General features: G+C 65.7%; 17 protein-coding genes. 6 read left to right on the forward strand and 11 right to left on the reverse strand.

Annotated elements, in window-relative coordinates:
- Positions 1-325 precede the first annotated feature (325 nt).
- The 6 genes from tkt to pgl are packed head-to-tail and all read left to right on the forward strand — an operon-like array spanning position 326 to position 8,584.
- Positions 326-2,515 carry a transketolase gene (tkt, locus tag NGB94_RS10215; protein WP_325790522.1) on the forward strand — a complete coding sequence of 730 codons (2,190 nt, stop codon included), beginning with the start codon at positions 326-328 and terminating at the stop codon, positions 2,513-2,515.
- A 21-nt stretch (positions 2,516-2,536) separates the two neighbouring features.
- On the forward strand, positions 2,537-3,652 hold the full coding sequence (tal, locus tag NGB94_RS10220) for a transaldolase (RefSeq protein ID WP_325790523.1): 1,116 nt from the start codon (positions 2,537-2,539) through the stop codon (positions 3,650-3,652).
- A gap of 5 nt (positions 3,653-3,657) precedes the next feature.
- Positions 3,658-5,274: a glucose-6-phosphate isomerase gene (locus tag NGB94_RS10225; protein WP_325790524.1), complete on the forward strand. Its 1,617-nt coding sequence runs from the start codon at positions 3,658-3,660 to the stop codon at positions 5,272-5,274.
- A gap of 3 nt (positions 5,275-5,277) precedes the next feature.
- On the forward strand, positions 5,278-6,822 hold the full coding sequence (gene zwf, locus NGB94_RS10230) for a glucose-6-phosphate dehydrogenase (RefSeq protein WP_325790525.1): 1,545 nt from the start codon (positions 5,278-5,280) through the stop codon (positions 6,820-6,822).
- Positions 6,819-7,754 carry a glucose-6-phosphate dehydrogenase assembly protein OpcA gene (locus NGB94_RS10235; protein WP_325790526.1) on the forward strand — a complete coding sequence of 312 codons (936 nt, stop codon included), beginning with the start codon at positions 6,819-6,821 and terminating at the stop codon, positions 7,752-7,754. The genes zwf and NGB94_RS10235 overlap by 4 nt, the downstream gene beginning before the upstream one ends.
- Positions 7,751-8,584: a 6-phosphogluconolactonase gene (pgl, locus tag NGB94_RS10240; protein ID WP_325790527.1), complete on the forward strand. Its 834-nt coding sequence runs from the start codon at positions 7,751-7,753 to the stop codon at positions 8,582-8,584. Before NGB94_RS10235 ends, pgl begins: the two co-directional genes overlap by 4 nt.
- 94 nt (positions 8,585-8,678) lie before the next feature.
- On the opposite strand, the gene secG is transcribed toward pgl, so the two are convergent.
- The 11 genes from secG to NGB94_RS10295 all read right to left on the reverse strand — a co-directional run bounded on the left by secG (position 8,679) and on the right by NGB94_RS10295 (position 19,564).
- Entirely contained in the window at positions 8,679-8,930 is a 252-nt protein-coding gene (gene secG, locus NGB94_RS10245; protein ID WP_325790528.1) for a preprotein translocase subunit SecG, read from the reverse strand.
- 53 nt (positions 8,931-8,983) lie between these two features.
- Complete coding sequence (tpiA, locus tag NGB94_RS10250; protein WP_325790645.1) at positions 8,984-9,799, reverse strand: triose-phosphate isomerase; 816 nt, start codon at positions 9,797-9,799, stop codon at positions 8,984-8,986.
- 90 nt (positions 9,800-9,889) lie between these two features.
- Entirely contained in the window at positions 9,890-11,116 is a 1,227-nt protein-coding gene (locus NGB94_RS10255) for a phosphoglycerate kinase (RefSeq protein ID WP_325790529.1), read from the reverse strand.
- 35 nt (positions 11,117-11,151) lie between these two features.
- Positions 11,152-12,156 carry a type I glyceraldehyde-3-phosphate dehydrogenase gene (gene gap / locus NGB94_RS10260; RefSeq protein ID WP_325790530.1) on the reverse strand — a complete coding sequence of 335 codons (1,005 nt, stop codon included), beginning with the start codon at positions 12,154-12,156 and terminating at the stop codon, positions 11,152-11,154.
- Positions 12,157-12,377: 221 nt separating this feature from the next.
- Positions 12,378-13,004 carry a superoxide dismutase gene (locus NGB94_RS10265; protein WP_325790531.1) on the reverse strand — a complete coding sequence of 209 codons (627 nt, stop codon included), beginning with the start codon at positions 13,002-13,004 and terminating at the stop codon, positions 12,378-12,380.
- Between the two features lie 107 nt (positions 13,005-13,111).
- The gene (gene whiA, locus NGB94_RS10270) at positions 13,112-14,092 is read right to left on the reverse strand and encodes a DNA-binding protein WhiA (protein ID WP_194783924.1); all 981 of its coding nucleotides are present in this window, start codon (positions 14,090-14,092) and stop codon (positions 13,112-13,114) included.
- Between the two features lie 10 nt (positions 14,093-14,102).
- Positions 14,103-15,128, reverse strand: a complete 1,026-nt coding sequence (locus NGB94_RS10275) for a uridine diphosphate-N-acetylglucosamine-binding protein YvcK (protein WP_325790532.1) — start codon at positions 15,126-15,128, stop codon at positions 14,103-14,105.
- Positions 15,129-16,028, reverse strand: a complete 900-nt coding sequence (rapZ, locus tag NGB94_RS10280; protein WP_325790533.1) for an RNase adapter RapZ — start codon at positions 16,026-16,028, stop codon at positions 15,129-15,131.
- A 105-nt stretch (positions 16,029-16,133) separates the two neighbouring features.
- Positions 16,134-18,137 (reverse strand): excinuclease ABC subunit UvrC, encoded by a 2,004-nt coding sequence (gene uvrC, locus NGB94_RS10285; protein WP_325790534.1) that lies wholly within the window; start codon positions 18,135-18,137, stop codon positions 16,134-16,136.
- Positions 18,138-18,213: 76 nt separating this feature from the next.
- Complete coding sequence (locus tag NGB94_RS10290) at positions 18,214-18,882, reverse strand: lysophospholipid acyltransferase family protein (protein ID WP_325790535.1); 669 nt, start codon at positions 18,880-18,882, stop codon at positions 18,214-18,216.
- Complete coding sequence (locus NGB94_RS10295) at positions 18,869-19,564, reverse strand: HAD hydrolase-like protein (protein ID WP_325790536.1); 696 nt, start codon at positions 19,562-19,564, stop codon at positions 18,869-18,871. The genes NGB94_RS10290 and NGB94_RS10295 overlap by 14 nt, the downstream gene beginning before the upstream one ends.
- Positions 19,565-19,618 lie beyond the last annotated feature (54 nt).

A 19,618-nucleotide genomic window follows, 5' to 3' on the forward strand; every position in this document is an offset into this window, starting at 1 on the left:
GTCCACGCTCATCATAACCTCTATCCCCTGTAGAAAACGAAGCACGGATCCGGGATCCGGGCATTTGGGGCCGGTACTTGGATGCCGCGTCCGTCCGGAGCGCAGAATGCGGCACCCGATACGCCCATTGACGTGGGCTTCGGGATAAGGTTGAAAGGACATTTCCTGCAGGGCCGGCAGGTCATCCGTACGGCTCTGGCAGGAAATTTGTGCATGTCGGGTATCGATTGCGCACAAAACCCGGTTGTAGTGGTGAGAACACCGCATCCGGCGCCGGAAAGCGCCGGTAATCCGTACAGAGAGGGGCCCGGTAAACGTGCCACATTTGGAAGAGCAGAACCTTACCTGGAGCGAAACGGACAGCAAGGCAGTGGACACGGTCCGCATCCTGGCAGCCGACGCCGTTGAGAAGGTTGGCAATGGACACCCCGGAACCGCCATGAGCCTGGCTCCGGCGGCCTATCTGCTGTTCCAGAAGGTGATGCGCCACGATCCCGCAGACCCGCACTGGCTCGGCCGCGACCGCTTCATCCTCTCCCCCGGCCACACATCGCTGACCCTTTACATCCAGCTGTTCCTCTCCGGCTACGGCCTGGAACTGGATGACCTGAAGGCGCTGCGCACCTGGGGCTCGAAGACCCCGGGCCACCCCGAGTACCGCCACACCGACGGCGTGGAAATCACCACCGGCCCGCTGGGCCAGGGCCTGGCCTCCGCTGTCGGCTTTGCTTACGCACAGCGCCGCCTGCGCGGAATGTTCGACGCCGATGCCCCCGCCGGCACCAGCCCGTTCGACCACACCATCTGGGTCATCGCCTCTGACGGCGACCTGCAGGAAGGCGTCACTTCCGAGGCGTCCTCGCTCGCCGGCCACCAGGAACTGGGCAATCTTGTGGTCATCTACGACGAGAACCACATCTCGATCGAAGACGACACCGACATCGCCTTCACTGAAGACGTGCTCAAGCGCTACGAGGCGTACGGCTGGCACACCCAGCGGGTGGACTGGACCGAAAGCGGCGAGTACCGCGAAGACGTCAACGGCCTCTACGGCGCCCTGGCAGCTGCGAAGGCCGAGACGAACCGCCCGTCCATCATCTCGCTGCGCACCATCATCGGCTGGCCCGCACCGAACAAGCAGAACACCGGCAAGATCCACGGCTCGGCCCTTGGCCGCGACGAGGTGGCTGCGCTGAAGGAAACCCTGGGCTTCGACCCGGAGAAGTCCTTCGACGTGGACCCCGACGTCCTTGCCTACACCCGTGAAGTCCGGTCCCGCGGCGCAAAGGAACACGCGCTGTGGAACGATTCCTTCTCCGCGTGGCAGGAAGCCAACCCGGAAGGCGCAGAGCTGCTCGAGCGCATCCAGGCGGGCAAGCTGCCCCAGGGCTGGGAAGAATCGCTGCCCGAATTCGAAGCAGGCAAGGACGTTTCCACGCGGGCTGCCTCCGGCAAGGTCCTCAGTGCCATCGGCCCGGTCCTCCCGGAGCTTTGGGGCGGTTCAGCCGACCTCGCCGAATCCAACAACACCACCATTGAAGGCGCACCGTCCTTCGTTCCTGCCGGACGCCAGACCTCGGCATGGTCCGGCGGACCGTACGGCCGCGTCCTGCACTTCGGCATCCGCGAACACGCAGCCGCTGCGATCGTCAACGGCATCACGATGTCCAGCAACACCCGCGCCTTCTCCGGCACGTTCCTGATCTTCAGCGACTACCAGCGCCCGGCCATCCGGCTCGGCGCGCTCATGGGCGTCCCCTCGATCTACGTCTGGACACACGATTCGATTGGACTCGGCGAAGACGGCCCGACGCACCAGCCGGTGGAGCAGCTGGCCTCCCTCCGTGCCATCCCGGGACTCGACGTCGTCCGTCCTGCGGACGCCAACGAGGTAGCCGTGGCCTGGCGCACCATTCTTGAAAACACCGAGAACCCGGCCGGCATCGTCCTCACCCGCCAGAACGTTCCCACCTGGGAGCGCGGCAGCGGTGCGGCAGGCGCCTCATCCTTCGCGGCCGCCGACGGCGCTGCACGCGGCGGCTACGTGCTGGCTGAGGCAGTGCGCGGCGGCGAAACCGTTACGCCGGACGTCATCCTGATCGGCACCGGTTCCGAAGTCCAGCTCGCTGTGCAGGCCCGTGAGGCACTCGCCGCTGAAGGCGTGGCAGCCCGCGTGGTTTCGATGCCCAGCGTGGAGTGGTTCAACCGCCAGGACGAGGACTACCGCGAGTCCGTCCTGCCCCGTTCGATCAAGGCCCGTGTGTCGGTGGAAGCCGGCATCGCCCAGGGCTGGCGGGAATTCGTCGGTGACGACGGCCGCATGGTCTCCCTGGAGCACTTCGGTGCCTCCGCCGACTACAAGACCCTGTTCAGCGAATTCGGCATTACCGCCGACGCCGTGGCCCAGGCTGCGCGGGATTCCCTCGCCGCAGTGAACGGCCGGGACGCAGCCCCCGCGGGCACCCCTGCAGCACCTTCCGGCGCTGACTCCACCGAGACCGGCGACCTGAAGTAAACGGATAAAGGAGCACTACCCATGACTTCAACACCCACCGCAGAGCTTTCCGAAGCCGGCGTATCCATCTGGCTTGACGACCTGTCCCGGGAACGGATCACCTCCGGTTCCCTGAAGGACCTGATCACCTCCCGCAACGTGGTCGGCGTGACCACCAACCCGAGTATCTTCGCTGCAGCGCTGGCCAACGGCGAGTCCTACGCCGCGCAGGTTTCGCAGCTGGCCGCCAGCGGTGCCGGCGTCGACAAGGCGGTCTTCGAGATCACCACCGACGACGTCATCCAGGCCTGCGACATCTTCGCCCCCGTTGCCGAGGCCACCAACGGCGTCGACGGCCGGGTCTCAATCGAAGTGGATCCCCGCCTCTCCCGTGACACCCAGGGCACCATCAACGAGGCGAAGGAACTCTTCGACAAGGTTGGCCGCAGCAACGTCCTGATCAAGATCCCCGCCACCGCCGAGGGCCTGCCGGCCATCACGGCCGTACTGGCAGAAGGCATCAGCGTCAACGTGACGCTGATCTTCTCGCTCCAGCGCTACCGCGAGGTCATCAACGCGTTCATGGCCGGAATCGAGCAGGCCCGGGAGAACGGCCACGACCTTTCCAAGATCCACTCCGTCGCCTCCTTCTTTGTCTCCCGCGTGGACGCTGAAATCGACAAGCGGCTGGACGCCGTTGGCTCCGACGAAGCCAAGGCGCTGAAGGGCAAGGCCGGCCTGGCCAACGCCCGCCTGGCCTACCAGGTCTACGAGGAGTCCTTCGCATCCGAGCGCTGGCAGGTCCTGGCAGCGGCCGGGGCCAACGCCCAGCGCCCGCTGTGGGCCTCCACCGGCGTGAAGGATCCGGCGCTGCCGGACACCCTCTACGTCACCGGCCTGGTTGCGCCGCATACCGTCAACACCATGCCGGAGAAGACCCTGGAAGCCACCGCGGACCATGGCGTGGTTACCGGCGACACGATCACCGGGACCTACGCTGAATCCGCAGCCCTGCTCGATGCGCTGGACGCAGCCGGCGTTGACTACAACGACGTCGTGGAGGTCCTGGAGACGGAAGGCCTGGACAAGTTCGTGGTCTCCTGGGGCGAACTGCTGGAAACCGTAACCGCCGCACTGGAAACCGCACGGAAGGCATAGCACCCATGACGACCCTGTCCTTTGAAGCTGCCGGAGCCGCGCGCGAAGCCGTGGAGGCACATGTCCCTGCGCTGGTCCGGGACGAGGTAGCCACGCGGCTGCTCGCCCAGGACCCGACGCTGTGGGGCCCGGATGCCGAAGCGGAGGCCTCCATCCGGCTCGGCTGGCTGAACCCCGCGCCAAGTTCCAGGCCGCTTTTGGGACAGATCGGGGCGCTGCGCGAAGAACTCGCTGCCGAGGGCGTGGACCGGGTGGTCCTCGCCGGCATGGGCGGTTCCTCGCTCGCCCCGGAAGTCATTACCCGCACTGCCGGCGTGAACCTGAAGGTGCTTGATTCCACCGACCCCGACTCGGTTGCCGCCGCGCTGGCGGAGGACCTGGCGTCCACCGTCCTGGTGGTCTCCTCCAAGTCCGGGTCCACGGTGGAAACGGATTCGCAGCGCCGTGCCTTCGAAGACGCCTTCAACAAGGCGGGAATCGATGCCGCCTCGCGGATCGTCGTCGTCACCGATCCCGGGTCGCCGCTTGACGCAGCGGCCCGGGAAGCGGGGTACCGCGCTGTGTTCAACGCCGACCCCAACGTGGGCGGACGCTACTCCGCTCTGACCGCCTTCGGCCTCGTCCCTTCCGGTCTGGCCGGGGCGGACATCGAAGGGCTGCTTGACGCTGCAGAGGACACGGCCGAGATCCTCAGCGACAACGCCGAAGACAACATCGGACTGGCGCTGGGAGCAGCGCTGGGCGGAACCAATCCGCTGCGGAACAAGATCGTCATTGTGGACGAAGAATCCGGCCTGGCCGGATTCCCGGACTGGGCCGAACAGCTCATCGCCGAGTCCACAGGCAAGCTCCAGACCGGCGTCCTGCCGGTCGTGGCGGAACCGGGGGCCCCTGAGGTGCTCAGCGGCGCCCCGGACGTCCTGGTGGTCCGGATTGCCGCCGCGGATTCAGATGCGGTGCCCGAAGGCGACCAGGTAGTCGTTTCCGGCAGCCTCGGCGCCCAGATGATGCTCTGGGAGTATGCCACGGCCGTCGCCGGTCGCCTGCTGGGCATCAACCCCTTCGACCAGCCGGACGTTGAGGCCGCCAAGAAGGCTGCCCGCGGCCTGCTGGACGCGCAGCCGGAGCCGGCCGCGCCGTCGTTCGTTGACGGATCAGTTGAGGTCCGCGGCGATGCCGCACTGCTGGGCGACGCATCGACCCTGGGCGAAGCGCTGAAGGCGCTGCTGGCCCAGCTCGGCGAAGACGGCTACCTGAGCGTCCAGGCCTACCTGGACCGCGCAGCCCAGTCCGAACTCGAGCAGCTGCGTCCGGAGCTGGCAAACGCAACCGGCCGGCCGGTCACTTTTGGCTGGGGGCCGCGGTTCCTGCATTCCACCGGACAGTTCCACAAGGGCGGACCGGCCCAGGGCGTGTACCTGCAGATCACCGGAAACGCCTCCCAGGACATTGCGATCCCCGGAAGGCCCTTCACCTTTGGCGAGCTGATTGCCGCGCAGGCAGCCGGCGATGCCCAGGTCCTCGCGGACCACGGCCGTCCCGTGCTGCGGCTGAACCTGCTGGACAGAAAGGCCGGGGCGGAACAGCTCGCTTCGGCCGTTGCGGACCTGGGTGGTAAATAACTGATGTTCCAAGAGCAAGACAACGCATCGGGGTCCCCGCTGCGCGACCCGCGCGACCGGCGCCTGAGCCGGATCGCAGGGCCGTCCTCGCTGGTGATCTTCGGAGTCACGGGTGACCTGGCCCGCAAGAAGCTCATCCCTGCCGTGTACGACCTGGCGAACCGGGGGCTCCTGCCCCCGAGCTTCTCACTGGTGGGATTCGGCCGGCGGGAATGGAGTGACGCCGACTTTGCCGGCTACGTGAAGGACGCGGTGCAGGCCGGTTCGCGGACCAAGTTCAGCGAAAGTGTCTGGGACCAGCTGGTGGAAGGCATCCGCTTCGTGCAGGGCGGCTTTGACGACCACGATGCGTTCGACACCCTGCACAACACACTCCGGGACCTCGACGAAAAACGGGGCACCCGCGGGAACGTGGCGTTCTACCTTTCGGTTCCGCCCAAGAGTTTCGAGCAGGTCTGCCAGCAGCTGTCCAGCCACGGCCTGGCCGGTTCGGGTGACGGCCGCTGGCGCCGGGTCGTGATTGAGAAGCCGTTCGGCCATGACCTGCAGTCTGCACGGGACCTGAACGCCGTCGTCGAATCCGTGTTCCCTGCTGACGCGGTCTTTCGCATTGACCACTACCTGGGCAAGGAAACAGTCCAGAACATCCTGGCCCTGCGCTTTGCGAACCAGCTCTTCGAACCGATCTGGAACGCCAACTACGTTGACCATGTGCAGATCACCATGGCCGAGGACATCGGCATCGGCGGACGGGCGGGCTATTACGACGGCGTCGGCGCAGCGCGCGACGTCATCCAGAACCACCTGCTCCAGCTGCTGGCGCTCACCGCGATGGAGGAGCCGATCTCCTTCGACGCTGCGCACCTGCGGGCGGAGAAGGAAAAGGTGCTGGCCGCTGTCCGGCTGCCCAAGGACCTCTCCCGGCATTCCGCCCGCGGACAGTACACGGGCGGCTGGCAGGGCGGCGAGAAGGTGACGGGTTTCCTGGAGGAAGAAGGGTTCAACCCGGAGTCCCGGACCGAAACCTTCGCTGCCGTCCGCCTGGACATCAATACCCGGCGCTGGGCAGGCGTGCCGTTCTACCTGCGCGCCGGAAAGCGGCTGGGTCGCCGGGTCACCGAAATCGCCGTCGTTTTCAAGCGCGCGCCCAACCTGCTCTTCCGCGACCATGCCGAGGACGATTTCGGCCAGAACGCCGTGGTCATCCGGGTGCAGCCGGACGAAGGAGCCACCATCCGCTTCGGCTCGAAGGTGCCGGGAACGCAGATGGAGGTGCGCGACGTGTCCATGGACTTTGGGTACGGCCATTCCTTCACCGAATCCAGCCCCGAGGCCTACGAGCGGCTGATCCTGGACGTGCTCCTCGGCGAACCGCCGCTGTTCCCGCGGCACCAGGAAGTTGAGCTCTCCTGGAAGATCGTGGATCCCTTCGAGGAGTACTGGGCCTCCCTGGACGAACAGCCCGAGCCCTACGCGCCCGGAAGCTGGGGACCCTCCTCCGCCGATGAACTGCTTGCCCGCGACGGAAGGACCTGGAGAAGGCCGTGATAGTTGACCTGCCGGACACCACCACCTCGAAGGTGTCCAAGAAGATCGTTGCCATGCGGGACAAGGGCGGAGTCATCGCCCTGGGCCGGGTCCTGACCCTGGTGATCGTCACAGAGCCGGACTACGTCGAAGAGGCCATCGAGGCCGCGAACGACGCCAGCCGGGAACACCCCTGCCGCGTAATCGTGCTGGCCGCCGGTTCCGCCGACGAACCGTCCCGCCTCGATGCGCAGATCCGCGTGGGCGGCGACGCCGGTGCCTCCGACGTCATCCTGCTCTATGGGTACGGCGAGCTGGCCGCTGAGAGTGAGTCACTGGTCTCGGCGCTGCTGCTGCCGGACGCTCCCATTGTGGTCTGGTGGCCGCACGGCCTGCCGCGCTCGGCAGCATCCACCCCGCTGGGACGGATAGCGCACCGCCGGATAACGGACGCGGCCAACGAGCCCAACCCCAAGCAGGCGCTGCTGGACCTGAGCACCAGCTACGTGGACGGGGACACTGACCTGAGCTGGACGCGGCTGACCCACTGGCGGATCCAGCTCGCAGCAGTCCTGGAACAGAACGGCGGGGACGGCATCAGGTCCGTCACGGTGGAAGGTGCGTCCGATTCGGCTAGCACCTTCCTGCTGGCCGCCTGGCTGAAGCACGCACTGCGGGTCCCCGTGGAGATCATCGAGGACCCGGCCGGGGCAGGAATCCGGCGGGTCCGCATTGAGCGGGACGGCGGAGCACTGGAGCTGCGCCGCCCGGAAGGCAGCACTGCCTACCTGACCCAGCCCGGACAGCCCGAACAGCGGATCGCCCTTCCGCTGCGGACACTGCATGAATGCCTCGCGGAAGAACTGCGGCGGCTTGACCCGGACGAAGTATTCGGAGAAGTACTGACCCAGGGGCTGGCCGCGTGCCTGGCCCCGGAAGGGAACGCCGCATGAGGCACTCCCCCAAAGGCGTGACCATCCACCCTGACTTTGATGCCCTGGTGAAGGCCACCGCAGCCCGGCTTGTGACCAAGCTGGTAGACGTCCAGAGCAGGCGCGGGGAAGCCACCGTGGTCCTTACCGGAGGCAGCGCCGGCACCGCCGTCCTGGCCGCGGTGGCCGCAGGACCGGCCCGGACCGCGGTGGACTGGTCCCGGGTGAACTTCTGGTGGGGTGATGAGCGTTTTGTGACACCCGATTCACCGGACCGCAACGCTCTTCCCGCCCAGGAAGCGCTGCTCAGGCCACTTGGCGCCGATCAGGCCCGGGTGCATGAGATGCCCTCCACCGCCGACTTCGACACGGTTGAAGAAGCTGCGGATGCTTACGCTGCCGAGCTGGCCGGAGCTGCTGAAGCCGAGGTACTGGCGGAGGAGTTTGCTGCTCCGGATTCCCGGCTGCCGCGTTTCGACGTGCTGCTGCTGGGCGTCGGACCGGACGCCCACGTAGCTTCGCTGTTCCCGGAGATGGCGGGAATCCGTACAACGGGCCAGACAACCATTGCCGTGCGGAACTCCCCCAAGCCGCCGCCGGAACGGGTCTCGCTGACCCTGGAGGCCATCAATACGGCCGAGGAAGTCTGGCTGACAGTAGCCGGCGAAGACAAGGCAGGTGCGGTGGGGCTGGCCCTTGCCGGTGCCGGTCCGGTCCAGGTGCCGGCCGCAGGCCCGCGCGGACAGCTCAAGACCCGGTGGCTGATTGACCAGGCTGCTGCTTCACAGTTGCCCGAGCAGCTGTTTGAAGGCGAGGATCAGGAAGCCGAAGAACTGGAAGCCGGCAGCTAGCGCCTCCGGCTCAGGAAACATGCACAAAAGGAAGGCCCCGGTCCAAGTGACCGGGGCCTTCCTTTTACAGTCTTGGTTTATGCGGCTGCTGATCCTACGATTCGCCGGAGAACCGCTGGATCAGGCCCAGGGCGATGATGATCAGGCCCCAGGAGATACCGAGGATCACGGTAAAGCGGTTGAGGTTCTTCTCTGCAACACCTGAGGAACCCATGCTGGTGCTCATGCCGCCGCCGAACATATCCGACATGCCGCCGCCACGTCCCTTGTGCAGGAGAATCAGGAGGGTCAGCAGCAGGCTGCTCAGCCCCAGCAGGACAAGCAGGATGATCTTCAGAATTTCCACTTACGGCCTTTCACGGGTGACGCATGAGATTGGAGACCTTGCTGCTGTGCAGGTCAGTCGGTCACCAGATGTTCTTCAAACCTGACAATATTAGCAAATTCGGATACATCCAAACTCGCCCCGCCCACCAGCACGCCGTCTACATCGCGCTCCTTGAGGATGCTGGCGGCATTGGCCGCCTTGACCGAACCGCCGTAGAGCAGGCGCACCTTGGCAGCGACGGCGTCGTCGTAGAGGTCAGCCAGTTCCATGCGGATGGTGGAGCACATTTCCTGGGCATCCTCCGGCCCGGCCACTTCGCCCGTGCCAATGGCCCAGACCGGCTCATAGGCGATCACGAGCTTGGAGACCTCCTCGGCGGAAAGTCCTGCAAGGTCGTTTCGGACCTGCTCGAGCGTGTGCAGCAGGTGCTCCCCTGCCTGGCGTTCGGCCAGGCCTTCGCCCACGCACAGGACCGGCGTGAGGTTGTTGCGGAAGGCTGCCTTGAGCTTGGCATTGAGCAGTTCGTCCGACTCGCCGTGCACGCTGCGGCGTTCGCTGTGGCCGACGAGCACGTAGCTGCAGCCCAGTTTGGAAAGGAACTGCCCGGAGATGTCGCCGGTGAAGGCGCCGGAGTCCTCAGGGGAAAGGTCCTGGCCCCCGTAGCCGATCTTCAGCTTGTCACCCTGCACCAGGGTCTGGGTGCTGCGCAGGTCGGTGAACGGAGGAAAGACAACTACCTCAACGCGGGAATAGTCGTGCCGGGCGTCGCTCAGGGTCCAGGCCAGCTTCTGCAGCAGCGTGATGCCCTGGACGTGGTCCATGTTCATTTTCCAGTTGCCCGCGATCAGCGGTGTGCGGTCGTACGTGCCGTTGGTGGAGGTGGTCATCTCTGCTCCGGTTTCGTTGTGGATGGAAATAAGTACCGTGGACACGCAGAACGGGCCCTCCGGAGGCAGCTCCGGGGGCCCGTCCGCGGCCTACTTGTCGAGGACAGCGATCCCCGGGAGTTCCTTGCCTTCAAGGTACTCCAGGCTCGCTCCGCCGCCCGTTGAGATATGTGAGAAGTCGCTGTCGGAGAAACCGAGCTTGCGCACGGCCGCGGCTGAATCGCCGCCGCCGACCACGGTCAGGCCGGAGCAGTCCCTGAGTCCTTCGGCGACCGCCCGTGTTCCGCCGGAGAACGCGTCGAACTCGAAGACGCCCATCGGGCCGTTCCAGAACACGGTCTCCGCCGAGCGGATCCGGTCGGCGAAGGCCGCACCGGACGCGGGGCCGATGTCCAGCCCGATGCCCGAGGAGCCAAACCGGCTGTCTTCCATTGAATCTGCCGGGACCACCTCGTGTTCGGCGTCGGCGGCGAACTTGTCCGCCACTACGATGTCCGTCGGCAGGACGAACTCGCAGCCGGCCTCCCTGGCACGGGAGAGGTAGTTCCTGACCGTGTCGATCTGGTCTTCCTCAAGGAGTGAAGCACCCACCTTGTGGCCCTGAGCCGCGAGGAACGTGAAGACCATGCCACCGCCCACGAGGAGGTAGTCCGCCCTGGTCATCAGGTTTTCGATCACTGCCAGCTTGTCTGAAACCTTCGACCCTCCCAGGACCACCACATAGGGCTTGGCAGGTTCCTGGGTGAGGCGGGACAGGACTTCGAGCTCGCTGCGGACAAGGTTGCCCTCGTAGGCCGGCAGCACCTCGGCGATGTCGTAGACGCTGGCGTGCCTGCGGTGCACCGCGCCGAAAGCGTCGTCGACAAACGCACCGTTGCCGCCGGTCAGGGAGGCCAGGTCACGTGCCAGCTCCTGGCGCTCTGCGTCGTCCTTGGACGTCTCGCGCGGATCGAAGCGGATGTTCTGCAGCACCAGCACGCTGCCGGATGCGAGGGAACCTGCCAGCTCCCTGGCGCTGGAACCGACTACGTCCTCGGCGAACTCAACCGAAAAGGGCGCGAGCTCATCCAGCCGGTCAGCAGCGGGACGGAGGTTGTACTTCTCGTCCGGCTTGCCCTTGGGCCTGCCCAGGTGTGCCATGACGATAACCTTGGCGCCGTGCTCAACCAGCAGCTGCAGCGTGGGGATTGAGGCGCGGATCCGGCCATCGTCGGTAACGCGCCCGTCATCCAGCGGTACGTTGAGGTCGGAGCGGACCAGAACGTACCTGTTGTCAACGCCGTCGCTGATCAGTTCGTCAAGTGTCTTGATTGTCATGTCAACCTTTGTTTCTTAGCCGTTCGGGCGGGGACCTAGAGCTTTGAGGCTACGAGCGCGGTGAGGTCCACCATCCGGCACGAGTAGCCCCATTCGTTGTCGTACCAGCCGACCACCTTGATCTCATTGCCCATCACCCGGGTCAGCGGGGCATCGAAGATGCAGGACGAAGGATCGGTCACGATGTCGGAGGAGACGATTGGTTCATCGGAGTAGCGCAGGTAGCCGTTGAGGTTCCCTTCGCTTGCGGCCTTGTAGGCGTCGTTGATTTCCTCGACGCTGGCCTCGCGCGCCAGGTTCACGGTCAGGTCCGTGACGGAACCGGTCGGAACCGGAACTCGGAGGGCAAAGCCGTCCAGCTTTCCGTCCAGCTCGGGAATGACCAGGCCGATTGCCTTGGCTGCGCCGGTGGTGGTGGGAACGATGTTCAGTGCGGCTGCGCGGGCCCGGCGAAGGTCGCGGTGCGGGCCGTCCTGCAGGTTCTGGTCCGCGGTGTAGGCGTGCACGGTGGTCATCAGGCCCCGCTCAATGCCGAACGCATCGTTGATGACCTTTGCAAGCGGTGCCAGGCAGTTGGTGGTGCAGGATGCGTTGGAGACGATGCTGTCGGTCGCCGGATCGTACTCGGAGTCGTTCACGCCCATCACGATGGTGCGGTCTGCGCCCTTGCCGGGTGCGGAGATCAGGACCTTCTTGGCGCCGGCATCAAGGTGCTTGCGTGCGTCGTCGGCCTTGGTGAAGAAGCCGGTGGATTCGATGACGATGTCCACGCCCATGTCTTTCCACGGCAGGTTGGACGGGTCCCGCTCGGCGAGGACCCGGATGGTCTTGCCACCGACTACCAGGTTGCCGTCCTGGACCTCGACGCTTTCGCCGATGCGCCCGGTGATGGAGTCGTACTTGAGCAGATGGGCCAGGGCCTCGGGGCTGGTCAGGTCATTGACGGCGACAATATCCAGATCCGCGTTCTGCTCGAGCGCTGCCCGAAAGTAGTTGCGTCCGATACGCCCGAATCCGTTGATTCCAACACGAGTAGTCACTTTTGTTCTCTCCTTGATAGCGGTCGTTCGAGAATCAGTGACCTCAGTGGGAAAAGGCCACTTCAGTTGACTTCACAGGAGCGGCGCATTCCGGACCTGCATCAGCGCACGGATTGCCGGTCAGGCACTGCATGAGCCGTTGCTTCATCTTACGCGCAGGTGCCGCCGGTGTGTGACCGGCGGCACCTGATAATCGGCGCTGCAGACGCAATTAAGGCGTGTTAGGCGGGCAGGACCAGCTGGCTGGCGCCGGAGCGTGCAGCCTCGAAGCGCGCAGCGACGTCGGCCCAGTTGACGATGTTCCAGAAGGCCTTGACGTAGTCAGCCTTCACGTTGACGTAGTCCAGGTAGAAGGCGTGCTCCCACATGTCCAGCATCAGCAGCGGAATGGTGCCAACGGGGATGTTGCCCTGCTGGTCGTAAAGCTGCTCGATGACCAGGTTTCCGCCGAGGGGCTCGTAGGCCAAGATGGCCCAGCCGGATCCCTGCAGGGAGTTGGCTGCAGCGGTGAACTGGCCGCGGAAGGCATCGAAGGATCCGAAGAAGTCGTCGATGGCTGCTGCGAGCTCGCCTACGGGCTTGTCGCCGCCTTCCGGAGACAGGTTGTTCCAAAAGATGGAGTGGTTGGTGTGTCCGCCGAGGTGGAAGGCGAGGTCCTTAGAGAGCTTCGGGATGTTGCCGAACTCGCCCTTTTCCCGGGCTTCAGCCATCTGGGCCAGTGCGGTGTTGGCGCCGGCTACGTAGGTGGCGTGGTGCTTGTCATGGTGGAGCTCCATGATGCGTGCCGAGATGTGGGGCTCAAGGGCTGCGTAGTCGTACGGCAGTTCCGGCAGTGTGTATTCGTTCACGAAAATCCTCCGTTGATTGTCGGATCCATAACTCCGGATGGCGTGTCCATCCGGACGTTTGATAGTGCTGCATAAATCAGCACGCTTAGTCCATCCTATGCAAGACGTTACTGGTCTAGCATTTCAGGGGTCACATTGGCTTCAGTGCCGGGGATGCCAAGTTCAGCTGCACGCTTATCCGCCATCGCCAGCAGGCGTCGGATCCGGCCCGCGATGGCGTCCTTGGTCATGGGCGGGTCGGCCAGCCGGCCCAGTTCGTCAAGGCTGGCCTGCTTGTGCGCGACACGCAGCTCACCCGCGTAGCGCAGGTGCTCCGGGACGTCTTCGCCCAGGATTTCAAGGGCCCGCTCCACGCGTGCTCCGGCAGCTACGGCTGCCTGCGCGCTGCGCCGCAGGTTGGCGTCGTCGAAGTTGGCGAGGCGGTTGGCGGTGGCCCGGACTTCCTTGCGCATCCGGCGCTCTTCCCAGACCATCAGCGCGTCATGGGCCCCCATGCGGGTCAGGAGGGCGGCAATGGTGTCCCCGTCGCGGATGACCACGCGGTCGACGCCGCGCACCTCCCGCGCTTTGGCCTGGATTCCGATGCGCCGGGCAGCGCCGACCAGCGCGAGGGCAGCCTCCGGACCGGGGCAGGTGACTTCAAGCGAGGATGAACGCCCGGGTTCGGTCAGGGACCCGTGGACCAGGAAGGCACCGCGCCAGACCGCCTCGGCGTCCGCGGCGGAACCGTTGACGACGACGGAAGGCAGCCCGCGGACCGGACGGCCGCGGGCGTCCAGCAGGCCGGTCTGCCGCGCCAGCGATTCGCCGTCCTTGACCACGCGCACTATGTAGCGGTTACCGCGGCGGAGCCCGGATCCTGAGACCACCACGATGTCGCTGGCGTGGCCGTAGACTTCCGCAATGGCCGCCCGCAGCCGGCGTGCGGTGGAAGCCAGGTCAACTTCCGCTTCAATCACGATGCGGCCCGAGATGATGTGCAGGCCTCCTGCAAAACGCAGCATTGCCGAGACTTCGGCTTTACGAACCGAGGACTTCTTTACGCTCAGGCGCGAAAGTTCCTCTTTGACTGCAGCAGTCAGCGCCACAAACACACTCCTAGTTCTCCCCAAAAATATCGTGATAAGCAGCGGCCAGCCGCAGCGGATCATGGATCGGCCGCCCGGCCGCTGCCCCTACCTTACCGAAGACGGCCCGTGCGCCCATTTCCGCGGCGGCTGCTGCGAAGGAGTCCCGGTCCTCGACGACGGCCGGGTCCGCGAGGACAGCGTCCACCTTGAAGCCGGGGGCATAGCGCCGGATTGCGTGCAGGTGGTCCACCGCGCTCATGCCCGCGGTTTCCTTGGTTTCGTTGCGCAGGTTCATCGTCAGGCAGCGGCGGGCACTTGTGGCACACAGGGCGTCACGCATCTGGGGCAGCAGCAGGTGCGGCAGCACCGAGGTGTACCAGGATCCGGGGCCAAGGATGACCCAGTCCGCTTTCTCAATGGCGGTGAGGGCATCGGGGCACGCAGGTGCGTCCGAAGGCAGCAGGCGGACGTTGACCACGTTGGACCGGGTGCCGGCCACGGCCAGTTCAGCCTGGCCGGTCACCGTCTCATGGCGCAGCCCGGAGTCAGTCTGCCGCAGCACGTCCCCCTGGATCGTCAGCGGATGGGTGGACATCGGCAGGACCTGCCCCCGGGCGCCGAGCAGGGCGCCTGCCCACTGCAGCCCCGCCACAGGATCCCCCAGCAGCTCCCAGAGCGTCACAATGAGCAGGTTGCCCAGTGCATGGTTGTCCAGTGAACCGTCCACCCCAGGCCGGGACTTGAAGCGGTGCTGCATGACGTCCCGCCACGTGCGTCCCCAGTCAGTGTCGTCGCACAGGGCAGCCAGTGCCATTCGCAGGTCCCCTGGGGGAAGCACATCGAGTTCTTCGCGCAGGCGGCCGGAAGAGCCGCCGTTATCTGCCACGGTGACAACGGCCGTGAGGTCGGTGGTCAGCAGGCGAAGCGCGGAAAGCGTAGCCGACAGTCCGTGCCCTCCCCCAAGCGCGACGACGGCGGACGGCCTGGATCCGCTGGTGGCCGGCAGGGTGGAACCCTCCGGAAGCACCGGGATGGGGCCGGTCAGGAAGCCCACCTACTCCCGCCCCAGATCGCGGTGGTGGGCGCTGACCGTGACATGGGGAAGCTTGGCAAGGCGCTTGGCCAGTTCCTCCGTGACCGCGACGGACCGGTGCTTTCCGCCGGTGCAGCCCACGGCGATGGTCGCATAGTGCTTGTTCTCGCGGCGGTAGCCGTCAATTACCGGTACCAGGGCATCCACGTAACGGTCCAGGAATTCCTCGGTGCCCAGCGCAGCCAGGACGTAGTCCCGCACATCGGCATCCTGGCCGGTGTGCGGACGAAGCTGGGGAACCCAGTGCGGGTTGGGGATGAAGCGCACGTCCGCAACGAAGTTCGCGTCCACCGGCAGCCCGTACTTGAAGCCGAAGCTCATGACGTTCAGGCGCAGGACGATGGGACCCTGTTCGGTGAAGAGTTCGGTCACGGCCGTCGCGAGGGCGTGCACGTTCAGCTTGGACGTGTCAATGATGATGTCGGAAGCGTCCCGCAGTTCCTTCACCACGTCGCGCTCCGCGGCAATGCCGTCCAGGATGCGGCCGTCCTCCTGCAGCGGGTGCGGCCGCCGTCCGGATTCGAAGCGCTGCACCAGGGTCTGGTCCGAGGCATCAAGGAACAGGACCCGGTAGGTGACGCCGGCGGCGCGCAGGTTGTTCAGCGCTTCGCGGATGTCCTGGAAGAGCTCCTTGCTGCGCACGTCGATCACGACGGCGAGCTTGGGGATCGAATGCGGCATCCGGGAGACGAGCTCGGTGAGGGTGCCCAGCATGAGCGGTGGAAGGTTTTCCACCACGTACCAGCCGTGGTCCTCCAGCGCGTTGGCAGCCGTGCTGCGGCCGGCACCGGACATACCGGTGACAACGAGCAGTTCGGACTCAGCGGGTTTGACGCTCTGCAGCCCGTCCACTTCACTCATGTCTATTTTCCCGTCACTCACCGGGCTCCCAATGCCGGGCAGCCGCTGCTTTGCCGCTGCCTGTCCCCGTGGAGGGAACCGGGCAGTCCGGCCATCCCAGCCTAGCTAAGATTCAACTATTTCGCCGGTGGCCATGTTTACGGCCGGTGCCGCGTCCGCGCCCGACGCGGCGAGGGCTGCCTGCAGGGCCGCGGCCATGGACGGTCCAATACCGGGAACCTCCTGCAGCTGCGCGGCGTCGGCCTGCTTGAGGCGCCGTACAGAACCGAAGTGCTTCAGCAGGGCCTTCTGCTTGGCGGGTCCCAGTCCGGGCACTGAATCCAGTACTGAGGCGGTCATTGACTTGCCGCGCTTCTGCCGGTGGAACGTGATGGCGAACCGGTGGGCTTCATCGCGGATCCGCTGCAGCAGGAACAGGGCCTGGGAGGAACGCGGGAGGATCACCGGGAAGTCGCTCTCCGGAACCCAGACTTCTTCGAGGCGCTTGGCCAGCCCCACGACGTACACGTCGGTGATGCCGAGGTCTTCCAGGGCCCGGGACGCGGCAGTGACCTGGGGCTTGCCGCCGTCGACCACCACCAGGTTGGGCGGGTAGGCGAACTTGGCCTTCGGCGCCGCCGTCAGCGTGTCAGCTACCGGACCGCTGGGCTCCTCTGCCGCCGGAACTGACCCGGGCTCGGCGTCGGGCACCGGCGCGGCGGGATCGAAGTTTTCTGCAAGATAGTGCTTGAAGCGCCGGGAAATCACGTCGTACATGGAGGCGGTGTCGTCGCGGGCCGCGTCACCGGTGATCGAGAAGCGGCGGTAGTCCGACTTCTTCATCAGCCCGTCTTCGGCCACCACCATGGAGGCGACAACGTTCGTTCCCTGGACGTGGGAGATGTCGTAGCACTCGATGCGCAGCAGCGGAACCGGAAGATCCAGTGCCTCCTGCAGTTCGGACAGTGCAGCCGAGCGCGTCGTCAGGTCGCCGGCGCGGCGGCTCTTGTGCAGCCGCATGGCGTCCTCGGCGTTGCGGGTGACGGTTTCCATGAGGGACTTCTTGTCGCCGCGCCGGGGAACTGAAATTTTCACCTTGGATCCGCGCAGCCCGGCGAGCCAGACCTGCAGCTCTTCGGCGTTGTCCGGCAGCACCGGGACCAGGACCCGGCGCGGAATGCTGTCCGCCATGGACGCTTCGCCGTAGACCTGCTGCAGCAGGTGCTCCACGATCTCGCCGGTATCCATGTCTTCGACCTTCTCCACCACCCAGCCGCGCTGGCCGCGGATCCGTCCGCCGCGGACGTGGAATACCTGGACCGAGGCTTCGAGCTCGTCCTGGACCATTCCAAAGATGTCGGCATCAGTGTCTTCGGACAGGACGACGGTGTTCCGCTCGAAGACCTTCTTCAGGGCTGCGATGTCGTCGCGGATCCGGGCAGCTGACTCGTAGTCGAGATCCGCCACCGCTGCCTGCATCCGCTTCTCCAGGTCCTGGATGAAGCGCTTGCCCTCACCTGACATAAAGGAGCACAGTTCCGCTGCCAGCGCCCGGTGGTCTTCCGGGCTGATCCGCCCGACGCAGGGTGCCGAGCACTTGTCGATGTACCCCAAGAGGCAGGGCCGTCCGGTGCGTTCGGCCCGCTTGAAGACCCCGGCACTGCAGGTGCGGACCGGGAAGACACGCAGCAGGGTGTCCAGGGTTTCGCGGATGGCTTTTGCCGGATAGAACGGGCCAAAGTAGCGCGTGTCCTTCCGGCGCTCCCCGCGCATGACCTGCGCACGGGGATACTTCTCCCCCATGGTCACGGCGAGGTAGGGGTAGGACTTGTCATCCCGGAACATGATGTTGAACCGGGGATTGAATTCCTTGATCCAGGTGTACTCGAGCTGCAGTGCTTCAAGCTCGGTGCCCACCACCGTCCATTCAACGCTGGTGGCCGTAAAGACCATGGCCCGGGTCTTTGGCATCAGCTGCCGCGGACTGGCGAAGTACGAATTAAGCCGTGACCGGAGGTTCTTTGCCTTGCCTACGTAGATAACCCGCCGGTGTTCGTCGCGGAAACGGTACACCCCGGGTTCGGTCGGGATCTCCCCCGTCCGGGGCCGGTAAGTTGCTGGATCTGCCACTTTTCCATCCTACGGCCCGCGCCCGGCCGGCAGAGCCGGGTTCGCCGCCCGCGCAAAGCGCACCCGGCAGTGCTGCCTAGGCGCCGTCGGGCTTGTTCTGGTTGTAGCTGCCGGCGCGTTCCTGGCCGGAGAGCTCGGCAATCGCGTCCATGACCTGGTCTGTGACGCGCCGCCGTTCGGGCAGTGCATGCTGCGGGCCGGTCTTCGAGAAGTAAAGCGGCCGTCCCACGCTCATGGTGAAGGAGTGCGGCTTGACCCATTTCTTGCCGGCCGGCTGCAGCCGTTCCGTGCCGATCAGGCCTACCGGTACCACCGGAGCGCCGGAGGTCAGGGCAAGCCAGCCGACCCCGGTGCGGCCGCGGTAGAGCAGCCCGTCCCGAGAACGCGTGCCTTCGGGATAGATGCCGATGCCGCCGCCGGTTTCAAGTACGTCCAGCAGGGACTTCAGTGCCGCTACGCTGGCGGCCTGCTGGCCGCGTTCAACCGGAATGGAACCCACGCTCTCGAAGAAGTTCCGCATGGCGGCGCCCTTGAGGCCGGGCGTGGTGAAGTATTCAGCCTTGGCGAAGAAGCCGACGCGGCGGGGCATCAGCGCCTGGATGAGCACACTGTCCAGGAAGGACAGGTGGTTGGCGGCAACGATGAACGGGCCGGTGGTGGGAACGTTCTCCAGCCCGGTGATGCTGGGCCGGCACATTGAAATCAGTCCCCGCGTGCTGGACCGCGTGAGGTTATACAGTCCCATTGGCACCTGCCGGTTGCGTGCAGGCGCGGACAGCGGGAGCCAGGTCCGCTGCGGAGCGCACGACGGCGGCGGCTCCGGCCGCCTCGAGCTCGCCGTCCGGGGCAAATCCCCAGGCCACGCCGATGCAGGGAATGCCGTTGGCGGAAGCGCCGTGGACGTCGTGGGAACGGTCGCCGATCATCACGGCGGAGGAATACCTGCCGTGATGCTCTGCCAGGGCAGCGCGGATGATGGAGACTTTTCCGTCGGCTGCGGCGAGCCGCTCGTCTGCCGGGGAGCCGTGGATCGAGTCGAAGAGGGTGTCGAGTCCCTGGACGGCCAGGAGCTCACGCGCGATGGGTTCCGGCTTCTGCGTCGCGACGGCGACGAGCGCGCCGTCCGCGCGCAGGTTCCGGACGGCGTCGGCAATGCCCGGGTACGGCCTGCTCGCAGCCATGCCGGTTTCCCGGTAGCCCCTGCGGTAGCGTGCGATCACGCTCTCCAGCTGCTCTGCCGGCACGGAAGCGATGGTTGTGAGGGACTCCTTCAGTGCCGGTCCCACCATGCGGTCGAGCTCGGCTGCGGGCGGCACCGGCAGACCGGCTTCGGCGAGTGCTGCTGAGATGCCCCCGGTGATGCTGCCGGCAGGGTCCACGAGGGTGCCGTCCAGGTCGAACAGCACCAAAAGCCTTGAATTCGTCACCGGGCAAGTTTCGCACAGACAGGGGCGCCGGCGTAAAAACGTATAACCTGGCGG

The sequence above is a fragment of the Arthrobacter koreensis genome (assembly GCF_035792275.1).
Taxonomy (GTDB): domain Bacteria; phylum Actinomycetota; class Actinomycetes; order Actinomycetales; family Micrococcaceae; genus Arthrobacter_B; species Arthrobacter_B koreensis_A.